The organism is Dictyobacter arantiisoli (assembly GCF_008326305.1).
In the GTDB taxonomy this organism is placed as follows: domain Bacteria; phylum Chloroflexota; class Ktedonobacteria; order Ktedonobacterales; family Ktedonobacteraceae; genus Dictyobacter; species Dictyobacter arantiisoli.
Window position 1 is genome coordinate 19,484 of the sequence record NZ_BIXY01000091.1, and the last position, 11,607, is coordinate 31,090.

Sequence of the window (11,607 nt, forward strand, 5' to 3'; positions counted from 1 at the left end):
TAGACAAGTGTAGTATGCTAAGTGATTAATGAGTATTTTAAGATGCAACATATTGAGTGTAGAACGATTTTATGAATAAAATGATTGAAAAAGGACAACCGTTGCCTGATCGACCTTTAGCTGGACGTGATGCCCGTTCGTGGTGGATCGTTGGATGCATGCTTGCTTTTGTCGTATGCATTTTGTTGAGTGTAACGCCAATTGCTCGTATTGGACATATGGATTTAACAAAGGTCACGCTTGTAAAGGATATCGCTATTCCAACTGGCTTTATGCCGCCGCGTATGCCTTTTTTGACAATCTGGGGAAAGTGGTTGCCCTCACATTTTTCCAGCACAACACCCAATACGCTTTACCGCATCGCTGACCTGGAACTGTTATTTCTGATAGGATTGGCTTTTGTGGTGTATGCAGCGACGGTCTGGTTGGTGGGACGGCGGGCCTGGGATGGGCAGATGGGTACATTGCGCCGCTGGATCTGGATCGGGGCGTTGATGGCAGGCGTGATTTATCTCTTAACTCCTGGTATGGCCTCAAAGGATCTTTTTGTCTATGCCGATTATGGTAACCTGGCAGGGGCTCACTTGTCCAATCCTTACTTTTCATCTCCTTTAGAGATAGCTCCTCATGATATTTTGACCCGTATTGATGATTGGAGTAAAACCCCGTCCGCCTATGGCCCTGTCTGGGTGTATGTGTCGGGTTTCTTCTCATTGGTGTTTGGGGATCACCCTCTGCCTTATTTCTATATCTATCGATTATTAGCGTTGGTCTGTCATCTGGTGAATATATGGTTGATTGGACAGATTTTGCGCCGCCTGGGACGGTCAGAGCGTACGATCACGCTGGGCATGTTGCTCTATGCCTGGAATCCATTGATGCTCTTTGAGGGTCCACTGGGTGCGCATAACGATATGTTTATGAGTACGTTAATGCTGCTGGGTGTGTGGTTGTGCGTGCGAGCTGATCAGCGTGGCTTTACCCGTTTAAAGCACTACTGGCCTGCATTGGTATTGTTTACGCTGGCAGTGCTGGTGAAGTTTACGTCGATTCCATTGGTGTTATTCTTCTTACTGGTGCTGGCAGGCAAGTCGTTGGGTACACCACATTTGCCGTTACGCGAACTGGCCTGGAAGAGCGCGATCAAGAATGTCGTGGTGGCTGGTGTGATCTTCGCAGTCATCGCGCTGGCGGCTTATCTGCCATTCTGGATTGGACATAGCCTGCGTGATATTGTGGTAAGCTTTAGTACTCCTCCTTCTTCTTCAGGCGCGGAGAACTCGTTGATGCGCGTGGGACTGAATTATGTGCTTGCCCATAAGCAGCAATCGGGACTGCTGATGTTATTGATGAGGATGATGGGGACGCGCAGGCTGTGGAGCGTGCTGGATATACTGGCGATGGGCGTTGCAGCCCTGGTTGGCGCCTGGTATGCCTGGCGTACGCCTTCACTGCGTACCCTGGTACTGGGCAGCCTGAGCACAATGGCCGTTGTGTTACTGGTTACACCCTGGTTCTATTCCTGGTATGTTATCTGGCTGATCGCTCTGATACCGCTGTTACTGGCCTTCGCGGCTGGTCCACTGACAAAAGCGCTGGCAACTTTTTGCCTGACATTCTCGGCAACGGCCTTTGTTACCTATCTCAGCACCAGTTTCTATCGTGAACAACTTTTGATACGCTATTTCCTGTTGATAGTGCCAGCCCTGGTTATTGCGGCCCTGGTTTACTGGCGCGCCAGAGGCGACAAAACATCTGCTCATGTAAAGAATGCATTTCCCATCGATCCCTCTAGCGATTTACAAAAGAAGCTTGAACATGAAAGAGTGTAAAAGGGAAGGTTGGCGTGATAAAATTTTATCATCAATGAGAAACTGGAGAGGTTATATTGTGCTATGAAAAATTGTAGCTGTGGACAGTGTGAAGAGTGCCGTGTGCGCGTGGCTCTCTTAGAGTTTGCGCGCCACCGCAACTATGCTGCCTTTGAATGGATGCCAAGCTCAACTATTTTGGGAACTGCACAAGGGTGGCAGACTTTCTCACGCACCCATACGGTCCGTGAAATGTTCTGGGTTTTGCATATGGCGCACGTGAAGGAAGGCTATACATCGGGTCTGGAGCCGGTTGCATCATAAGCAAGCATATTTTTGCCAGCAGGATAGCAGTGTTTTTTACTCTGCCATCCTGCTTTTTTTATGGACGACATCTCTCGGCAATGCATGATTGAAGCAGTGAACTCTTCCTCCGTGTATAGCCCAAAAATACTTATTCTGGGAAATACTATACAGTGCGATCGATAGTATTATACAATGGAATGGCTTAATATAATGATATTCTGCCTGTATCAGAAGCAGAGTATGTAGAAGAAATTGTTACCAGGAAGTATATGTGGGAGGGATGGTTGTGAGTAGTATTATTTCTACTGCTGCCGCGACTCAATGGGGCCTGCTAGAGCAGGTTGATATAAAACCGTTTCAAACGATTTATAATGCTGATATCCTTTCTGAGGGCTTTGTACTATTCCCTGTGGCTCTGGAACGCTATTATCCTCAATTGGGAGTGTCACGCGCGGAGTTTGCACTTATCCGCAAGTTACTTGAGCTCTGGAACCAGCAAGGAGAGCTACCCTGGCTCACATCGCTGGAGCTAGAAACAGTCCTGAACAAGAGTAAACGCCAGATTCAACGCGATACCCGGCGACTTGCCAACGATGGTTTTCTCATCATTCGTGAGTGGAATGATCCTGCTGCTGGTGGCACACGCTATCTACAATATGATTGTACGCCTTTCCTCCAAAGGATCACACAACTTGTACAGAAACGTCAGCACTCTCAGGTCCGGCCTGGTGCTCCTCTGCATCTGGTACCGGACATATCCCCAAAGACATCTCTGACCAAAGAGACAGATCTGCCACGCGTGACATCCTTGTCGCAAAATCTCAGCATGCCACGTGCGACATCTTTGTCCCAAAATCCCAACCTGTCATTAAGCAGTCAGATAACTGCTAAAGCTGCCTCTCAAGCCTCTTCACAGTTATCTGCGACATCCTCGTCCCAAAGTCCCGACATGTCCGACACGACATGCCAGTGCAACGGGACCAACATGTCATCGGTCACGAACGTCCCTGTCGCAGATGTACGCGTGCGCGTTTCGAATATTTCGAATTCGAAATTTAATAATTATATTAATATAATTATTAAATTATTAGACGTTTCGAATTCGAATTCGAATTCTTCGAACGATGACAAAATAGACAATAAAAAAACTGAGAACAAAACATCGCGGTCATCTGTGTCCGATCCCGTAGATAACGTTTATGTCGTGGATGTCAATGTCAAAAATGACAGCAGTGATACTCATGATCCGAATGCCGTGGATGTCCAGGTCAGCATGAGTGACAACGATGACCAGGATGTCGAAACTGAGGGAAGTGACAACGATGACCAGGATGTCGAAACTGAGGGAAGTGACAACGATGACCAGGATGTCGAAACTGAGGGAAGTGACAACGATGACCAGGAGATTATGAAGACGCATGTCAGTGTATGCAACCGCTATGATCCTGGTGACATGTATGACCATGAGAGTCAAGATGATCAGGATGGGGTGGCTGTCCAATACTCTTCTCCACAAGCGTTTATGCGCAGTGAGCAGGTGGTTCAGCGTGAGCAAGCACAGGATGTAATGCCCGAAGCAAGTGTACAGCAAGATGCGCGAGCGGGCGATGATATAGAGCAAGTAGACACTGTAAAGCCGCCGCCATCAGGATATGTGCGAGCGCGTATCCGTGCTAACTCAAAGAAGCGCGCGGAGAGAGAGGCTGCACAGGCGGTTCAAGCGCCTAAAAGCGCCATCTGGTCGCAATCATCAAGCCGACTGCAACCTGTTGAGGTTGAGGCTGAACCTGAACCTGAATCTGAACCGATCTGTATCAACCAGCCAGTTTCACCGGAGAGTGGCGAGCAACCAGCTTCAACTGACAGCGTTTCTCAGCCGGCTCCTGAGACACAGCGGCAGCCTCGCATGCAGCGAGTGGTTAACTTGCAAGACAAGGCTACTGCTGCCTTGTCTGAAGTTTCTCATGCGTTAGGCGATACATACTGGGAGCGAACGTATCGAAGCGCAGTGCGGATCTTTAATGCCTTGCTTGGCATCAATGACGTCAGGGACCATTTGATGATCCAGCAGCCTGATGCTTATTTCGCGGATCTGATCCGACACGTGGCAAGTAAAGTGTATCCTCTGGATATGGCGGAGCTGGAGGCTAATGGTCAGCCATCTGGAATGTTATTGTTTATGGATAAATTAAATCGTTTCGCTCGCTATCAATACTATCATGTGATGAATTTGCGCAATCAGCCGGATTATGTGCCACCACCACCACGGCCTCTGGCGGCTATCGAGCAGCCTTGCACATATTCTGTATCCAATACGATCCCTGATGGTTCCGGCAGAGAGATTCCACCCTCACAGTTTGGCAGGCCGGATCTGCCCTATGGCCAGGAGCTTCTGGCTATTGCCCGGTATCTACGAGTAAAGATCGCCTGGGGAGACTCGAAACAGATTCTGCTGTGTACGGCACCAGCGCAACTGGTTCTGGATATCCAGGAAGCTGTCCTGCAAGCCTTTAATGCGCAACAGGGGCAAATGGACCCCACAGCCAATTAGAGCGTGTCGGACTCCCGTGGTCTCCACAGTCTCTATCATGAGCTATCCCGAAGTTTTCGAACAAACATTCGATCCACCTCAATCCGCTCCACAAGCGGGATTGCAAAGGGCGGCTAGCCCTTTGCCGGGGTGCAGGGGTGTCCCCTGTCCTTTTTTCTTTTTCTTCGTGCCGCCGCAGGCGGCGTGCAAAAGGGGAAAAAGAGATCTGGAAAACCTTGATCTATGGCAACTGTGGTTAGGTAAATAGAGCGATGTTATAATAGTGATAGAAAGCGACTATTCAGGAGAACAAATCACGATGCCAGAAATCGATGGAGATCACGTCTTTGGTTTTGATACATTGGCGTTGCATGCGGGCCAACGGCCTGATCCGACTACGGGTGCGCAGGCAGTACCAATTTATCAGACCTCGTCCTATGTTTTTGATGATACCGATCATGCAGCCCATCTATTTGCCTTACAACGTTTCGGCAACATTTATACACGGATCATGAATCCGACCACCGCGGCCTTTGAGGAGCGCATTGCGGCCCTGGAAGGCGGTACAGGGGCTGTAGCGACGGCTTCAGGTATGGCAGCGCAGATGGCTGTGATGATGACCCTGCTGCGCCCTGGTGATGAACTGGTGGCGGCTAGCAATCTTTATGGAGGTACTCATACCCAGTTTGATCTGACCCTGCGCACCTGGGGAATCAATACGATCTTTGTCGATAGCACCGATCCAGAAAACTATCGCCGTGCGCTCACTCCGCGCACACGTGCCTTCTATGGCGAGACAATCGGCAATCCCGGTGGTGACGTGTTGGACATGCATGCTATTGCTGCTATTGCGCATGAGGCTGGCGTGCCCTTGATTGTGGATAACACTTTTGCGACTCCCTATCTTTGCCGACCCTTTGAGCATGGCGCGGACATTATTGTCCATTCCGCGACCAAGTTTATTGGTGGACATGGTACCTCGATTGGTGGCGTGCTGGTCGAGAATGGTCGCTTTCCCTGGGATAATGGGAAGTTCGCCCATATCGTTGATCCTTCGCCTGGCTATCATGGCGTGCGCTTCTATGAGACATTTGGTGACTTCTGCTTTGTCATGAAGGCCCGTGTGGAGACGGTTCGCGATACCGGACCCAGTATCAGTCCATTCAATTCATTTCTGCTGTTGCAGGGATTAGAGACGCTCTCGTTGCGCATGGATCGCCATTGCCAGAATGCTTTACAGGTTGCCCGTTTCTTGCAAGAACATCCTGCTGTTAGCTGGGTGCGCTATGCTGGCTTGCCAGATGATCCTTCGCACACGCTGGCGCAACGCTATCTGCCACATGGTGCCGGGGCGGTCTTCACCTTCGGAGTTAAGGGTGGCTATGAGGCTGGTAAAACAGTCATTAATGCCGTCAAACTCTTTGCGCACCTTGCCAATATCGGAGACGCCCGTAGCCTGATCATTCATCCAGCTAGCACTACCCATCAGCAGCTCTCGGCGGAGGACCTGCAAGCTGGCGGTGTTACTCCTGACCTGATTCGTCTCTCGATTGGACTGGAGAACATTGAAGATATCTTATGGGATCTGGATCAGGCCCTGCGCAAAGCTGTGCCACATACCATACAGCAGGAAGGAGCATAAAGGATGTCTGAGACACCTCTGTCCGAAACAACTGACATCAGGGACACATCTGACAATGCAAACGAAATATCTGACAAAAATGTCCCGCTTGATCCTGTAAAGCTGGAGAAGGACATGCTTGACACTCCTGATATGTATGAGCGTTTACAATTATTGAAGCGCTATCGGCATATTGCCATTGTTGGCCTGTCCGCTGATCCCTATCGGCCCAGCCACTTTGTTGGCATCTACTTGCAGGCTGAGGGATACGACATTATCCCGATCAATCCGCGCTATGCCGGTAAAACTATCCTTGGCAAACGCGTCTATGCCTCGCTGGCGGAAGCGAAAGCCGCTGGTGAGCAGATTGAGATTGTGGATATTTTTCGGAAAGCCGAGGATACACCACCGTTTGTTCAGGAGGCCCGCGACTGCGGCGCGCAAGTCCTCTGGCTCCAGCTGGGTGTTCGCAATGATGAAACCGCCCGACTGGCCCGTCAGGCTGGCTTGATCTTTGTGCAGGATCGCTGTGTCAAAATGGAACATGCCCGTTTCTTTGGTGGACTCCACACAATTGGGCTCAATACGGGCGTTATCTTATCCCGTAAATTATAAACGATTTTTCAACATAGCCAGGGAGGAGGCTGATCTGTCAGAGGCTAGATCAAGTCCTTGTCGTGTGGGATTGTACAGAATCGAGGGGAGTTTGTGATGCCGCATTTGGGTTGTCATATAGTGATTCAGCGTTCACCTGAGACAATCTATCAACTTATCCTGGATCTGAGCGGCTATAAAGTCTGGTTGCCTGCTTCTCAGAACTATCATGAGACACTTGTGACCTCCGACTATCCTTTGCGGGTGGGGAGCACCTATGTGGATCGAGGACGGGCGGGTGAGTTGCGCGGCGAGATTGTTCAGCTAGAGCCTGCGCGCCGGATTGTCTTTCAGCAAGTGCTGACCACGCGTCGGAGCGTTCTGACGACCAGGATCACTTATACGTTGCTTCCCGTTACTACTGGAACGCAAGTAACACGTGAGGTTGACCTGCATCCCCAGGGCTTGTTGATGTTTATACAGTTTTTGTTCTACCCTGTCGTGAAAAAGGAGAATCAGCGTATCTTGCATGCTATGCAGCATTATCTTAATGCTCGTGCAACTCAGTAGAGATTGGCTGTCATCTGAAGATATCTTTGGCTGTTGCCTCTCTGCTTATAAGGCCATATAGTTGAAAGTATAGATATATTCTTACTTTCGATTATTCCTCATTTGATGAGGCTTATACAGAAGGATGTTTTCGATGCATGGCTTTTCCTGGCGCACGTATGTTTCCTGGCGCTATCTGGTGCGACTTCTGGTCCTGGTGGGGGGATTATTTTTCTATTCCCTGGGTACTATCTGTCTTTATCGTTCGAACTTTGGTCTGGGACCATGGGATGTATTACATCAAGGCATCAGCTTTCACACGCCGCTCTCCTTTGGTCAGGCGGTTATCGTGGTCGGTGCGCTGCTTATCCTGGGCTGCCTGTCCTTGAAGGTCTATCCTGGCGTGGGCACAATTTGTAATATGATCTTAATTGGTGTATTTGAAGATATGCTTCTACACATTGGTGGGCTACAGTCGATCGGGCAAGCCTTCTGGATCTGGCGCTTATTGCTTAATATTGCTGGCGTAATCATCATTGGCCTGGGCACGGCGCTCTATATCGCACCACGGTTGGGCGCGGGTCCACGCGATGGCTTGATGTTGCGTCTGCACGAGTTGACAAAATTACGCGTCTCCGTTGTGCGGGGGAGCATTGAAGTTACAGTGTGTATTCTCGGCTTCTTGCTCGGCGGCAGTGTCGGCATCGGTACCCTGATCTTTGCATTTGGGGTAGGGCCAGCCGTGGAAGCCAGCTTCTCTCTCTGCAAGAGAATACATTTGACCGAATGGCTTGTCCCTTCAACTGTTGTTGAGCCTGCCGCAGAGCTAGCTGCAGAAGTGGATGAGACACAACCATCTCTATAATCATTGAAAGCATATATCACGATTATTTATTGTATATATTTTTGTCGATAAGGAATGATAAACGTCTGTTTGTTTGTTCTTATAGGTGGGTGATATTTGTCACTGACAGGGAGTCTGACTCCCATACTCTTCACGGTCTCTGGGCATGAATTTTCGCACCTGCGGTGCTCAAAACTGTTTTAGTATATGGCGCAGGAAAGGTGCTATGCACCTTTCCTGCGCCATATACTAAAAAGAGTGCAGGCGCGCATGCGCCTGCCAGCCAGTGAGCAGCAAGATCCCGCTGGGGATGGGAATCTGACACTTTGTGAGAGAGTGTCAGCCTCCCGTGGTCTCCACGGTCTCTGTGCATGAGTTTTCGCACCTGCGGTGCTCAAACAGATTTTTATTATGTGATGTAGAAAAGGTTCTTCGGACCTTTTCTACATCACATAATAAAAAGGGTGCAGGCGCGCAAGCGCCTGCCAGCAGGTGAGCAGCAAGATCCCGCTGGGGATGGGAATCTGACACTTTGTGAAAGAATATATATATGGATGGATTTTGTACGATTTGGCGGGAAGGAGTGTGCTGGTTTGACGCTAATTTCTCTTTTGGATTTGTTTGGGGTGGCGGTATCCGCAATTAGTGGAACCTTGACCGCCGGTCGGAAGAAGATGGATATTTTCGGAGTGTTTGTGATTGCCGGAGTGACCGCGATTGGCGGCGGGACCACACGTGACATTCTGATTGATCGCCATCCCATTTACTGGTTTAACGAGCCAATTTATATCTCTATTATTGTGGCCTCGGCCGCGTTGACGATGCTCTATACGCACTTCTTTCGTCCACCCAATAAGTCTCTCTTGATCGCAGACGCCTTTGGACTGGCGACCTTTACAGTAATTGGCGCTCAGATCGCGGATCAAAGACACCTTCCGGCCCTGATTGTGATCTTTGTGGCGATGATTACGGCCGTTGCTGGCGGTATTATTCGTGATGTTCTTTGTTCACAGATTCCCTTGATTTTTCGCAAAGATCTCTATGTCACGACAGTCATCGCAGGTGCGCTCGTGTTTGTGCTTTTAAAGAAGTTGGGTTGGGAGAGCAATAGCGTTATTATACTCTCTATGGGCACCGTTTTCCTCTTCAGGCTGGCGGCTATCTTCTTCCACCTTCAAATGCCGCTCTATCATGTGCCGGAGAATATTGAGCCACGTACGCCGACCCATCGTCTCGTCATCAGCACCTCTAATCATGGTTTTCCTGAGAAGCTGCCAATTCGTCCGTTGCGCTTATTTGCCCGCCGTACCGATGGCGGAATAAGATTATTTGGGCAGCAGGCGCTTAAGAGTAAGATTCAGCCCTCCAAGTATCAGCGCTCCCAGCAGGACGACATCCACCAGCGTGCCACGGAAGATGACGAGCAGCAGCAGGGCGAGCAGGAGTACGAGCAGTGGATTCTTGTACCAGAAGGTCGTTGAACGCCTGCTAATAAAGTAGAATCCGATTGCCAGGGCCAGATACAGTGGAATCAGCAGGAGAATGGGGAAATGGAAGAGTAGCATTGGCCCTGCGAGCAGCAGCGAGAGCGGTAAGAGCACCCAGGGATTGGCATACCAGCTATGTTGATTGGCTCGGGTAAAAAAGATCATGCCAGCGGCTACTATGATGCTCAGCACTACTAAGAGCGCATAACCTTCATAAATAATCGGCGTTGTGCCTATGATATCAGTATTGATACCCTGCAACCGAGCAAACGTGGGCAACATTGCCCCTGAAATATTCTGCATACGTGTATTCCTTGAAAATAATCTACGCTAGAATCGTACTATACAAGCTCAACAGTCCTGAATGCAAGTATGCCAGTGATCAGATCTCATCCATTTTTTGTTTGCCATGGATGACTTCATAAAAATGGGTGGGTGGTTTGCGACGGATGAAGCGTGTCCTGAATGGACTTTTGTCAATGGTGACCAGGGCATTATTTTTCACCTCATAGTCCCATTGTCCATCGGCAGAAAATATTCCGTTCTGGGTATGCGTTGTGATTTGCAATTGAATCTTTGATCCCAGCGGAATGACCAGGGCACGATTGGATGCCAGATGTGGCGCAATCGGTGTCAGGATATAGCCCTCAATTTTGGGATGAAGAATGGGCCCGCCTACCGAGATATTATAGGCGGTTGAGCCAGTTGGGGTCGAGAGAATAATGCCATCACCATAGAAGGTATCAAAGAAAAGATCATCGATCCAGGCTTTGATGTAGACACCACGCGGCCAGGTTCCACGCGCTATCATCATATCGTTGAGCGCCAGAAATTGCTGCTGATCATCTCCCTGGCGGACCACGGCTTGTAACATCGCCCGTTCATCGATCCAGAGCGAGGGAGCGCCGTTAAGGTAGGCTGGCAGTTCACGCGCAAGCTCGGAGGGTTCCAATTCGGTTAAATAGCCAACGCGGCCAAAATTGACACCCAGAATCGGAATACTATGCTCCGCGCAGAGATGAGCTGCATGCAGAATCGTACCATCGCCGCCGAGAACCAGGAACATCTCAACGTTCTGTAGCGGCGGATTGGCCTGTTTATGCTCTCCCTTTGTCACATTGATCGTGCTGGTGATATAGCCTTCCTCATGCAAGCGTGCGATCAGATGTGGCAAGAGTTGTAAAACTTCAGGTTGAACTTCTTCATAAAGGAGAATAATCTTCCTCATCGCAATGCCTCATTTTTCTAATCCGCATCCCGGAGACAGGATTACGAGATAATTCTTTCCCTTATTGTAGTACACTGCGCCAGTGCTTTGCATTCCCTCTCTCAATGCGTTTGGGTGCGTGCCGAGGTCCACCTACTCCAACAAATGAGGGGAAAGAGGAAGACAACCCAGAGAAAAAGGAGGCACCTTTGTTGACAGCACCGGGGTGCAGCCGCCATCTGAAGAGGGAGTGCACCCCAATACCGCTTCAATAAGGAGAATGTGGAATGCCGATGCATCCGTAGAAGCCACCCTTCACGGGTGGAGGGGCATTGCCATCACGCCCCAAAGTCGCACCAGAGCAGGCGGGAAGGAAAGCCAGTGCGAGAGGGTCGTGGCCCTCCACCCGTGAAGGGTGGTTCCTACGGATGGCTCCTCTCGCCTTCATTCCTCTTCATGAAGCGGTATGGTCGTGCACCCAAAAAAACGCTTGCAAGCACGCCAGGATCAGTACACAGACTCCGTCAGCAGGCAGTGTATGGTTTTCCGTCATCGAGACCTGAGCGTGAGTGCCCTCATCGTACCTGTTCAGGTTGTCCGCAAAAAAGCTGAACAAGAAAAGCGATAAGCTGAGCAAGAAAGGACGAAAAAGGATGAG

General features: G+C 49.8%; 10 protein-coding genes. 8 read left to right on the forward strand and 2 right to left on the reverse strand.

Features of this window, described 5'->3' with window-relative positions; all coding sequences use genetic code 11:
* Positions 1–71: 71 nt before the first annotated feature.
* From F1593_RS22855 to F1593_RS22890, 8 genes are all read left to right on the forward strand, one after another.
* Positions 72–1,832 carry an MptA/MptB family glycosyltransferase gene (locus F1593_RS22855; RefSeq protein ID WP_149403880.1) on the forward strand — a complete coding sequence of 587 codons (1,761 nt, stop codon included), beginning with the start codon at positions 72–74 and terminating at the stop codon, positions 1,830–1,832.
* A gap of 63 nt (positions 1,833–1,895) precedes the next feature.
* Positions 1,896–2,135: a hypothetical protein gene (locus F1593_RS22860; protein WP_149403881.1), complete on the forward strand. Its 240-nt coding sequence runs from the start codon at positions 1,896–1,898 to the stop codon at positions 2,133–2,135.
* A gap of 268 nt (positions 2,136–2,403) precedes the next feature.
* Positions 2,404–4,668 carry a hypothetical protein gene (locus tag F1593_RS22865; RefSeq protein ID WP_149403882.1) on the forward strand — a complete coding sequence of 755 codons (2,265 nt, stop codon included), beginning with the start codon at positions 2,404–2,406 and terminating at the stop codon, positions 4,666–4,668.
* 298 nt (positions 4,669–4,966) lie between these two features.
* Positions 4,967–6,289 (forward strand): O-acetylhomoserine aminocarboxypropyltransferase/cysteine synthase family protein, encoded by a 1,323-nt coding sequence (locus F1593_RS22870; RefSeq protein ID WP_149403883.1) that lies wholly within the window; start codon positions 4,967–4,969, stop codon positions 6,287–6,289.
* 3 nt (positions 6,290–6,292) lie between these two features.
* Entirely contained in the window at positions 6,293–6,883 is a 591-nt protein-coding gene (locus F1593_RS22875) for a CoA-binding protein (RefSeq protein ID WP_235932672.1), read from the forward strand.
* Positions 6,884–6,979: 96 nt separating this feature from the next.
* Positions 6,980–7,432, forward strand: coding sequence for an SRPBCC family protein (locus F1593_RS22880; RefSeq protein WP_235932673.1), 453 nt, complete (start codon positions 6,980–6,982; stop codon positions 7,430–7,432).
* Positions 7,433–7,565: 133 nt separating this feature from the next.
* A complete protein-coding gene (locus tag F1593_RS22885; RefSeq protein ID WP_149403885.1) occupies positions 7,566–8,276 on the forward strand; it encodes a YczE/YyaS/YitT family protein in 711 nt (236 codons plus the stop codon).
* A 572-nt stretch (positions 8,277–8,848) separates the two neighbouring features.
* Positions 8,849–9,736: a trimeric intracellular cation channel family protein gene (locus F1593_RS22890; RefSeq protein ID WP_216368967.1), complete on the forward strand. Its 888-nt coding sequence runs from the start codon at positions 8,849–8,851 to the stop codon at positions 9,734–9,736.
* Positions 9,737–10,124: 388 nt separating this feature from the next.
* Here F1593_RS22890 and F1593_RS22895 read toward each other — a convergent pair whose 3' ends face one another.
* Complete coding sequence (locus F1593_RS22895) at positions 10,125–10,970, reverse strand: NAD(+)/NADH kinase (protein WP_149403887.1); 846 nt, start codon at positions 10,968–10,970, stop codon at positions 10,125–10,127.
* A gap of 433 nt (positions 10,971–11,403) precedes the next feature.
* A partial coding sequence (locus F1593_RS29110) for a hypothetical protein (protein ID WP_216368968.1) occupies positions 11,404–11,607 on the reverse strand: 204 nt, incomplete at its 5' end.

Bases quoted from the DNA above. Each gene is read 5' to 3' on its own strand.
- F1593_RS22855 (WP_149403880.1), top strand. From the start codon at position 72: ATGAATAAAATGATTGAAAAAGGACAACCGTTGCCTGATCGACCTTTA.
- F1593_RS22880 (WP_235932673.1), top strand. From the start codon at position 6,980: ATGCCGCATTTGGGTTGTCATATAGTGATTCAGCGTTCACCTGAGACA.
- F1593_RS22885 (WP_149403885.1), top strand. From the start codon at position 7,566: ATGCATGGCTTTTCCTGGCGCACGTATGTTTCCTGGCGCTATCTGGTG.
- F1593_RS22870 (WP_149403883.1), top strand. From the start codon at position 4,967: ATGCCAGAAATCGATGGAGATCACGTCTTTGGTTTTGATACATTGGCG.
- F1593_RS22875 (WP_235932672.1), top strand. From the start codon at position 6,293: ATGTCTGAGACACCTCTGTCCGAAACAACTGACATCAGGGACACATCT.
- F1593_RS22895 (WP_149403887.1), bottom strand. From the start codon at position 10,970: ATGAGGAAGATTATTCTCCTTTATGAAGAAGTTCAACCTGAAGTTTTA.
- F1593_RS22860 (WP_149403881.1), top strand. From the start codon at position 1,896: ATGAAAAATTGTAGCTGTGGACAGTGTGAAGAGTGCCGTGTGCGCGTG.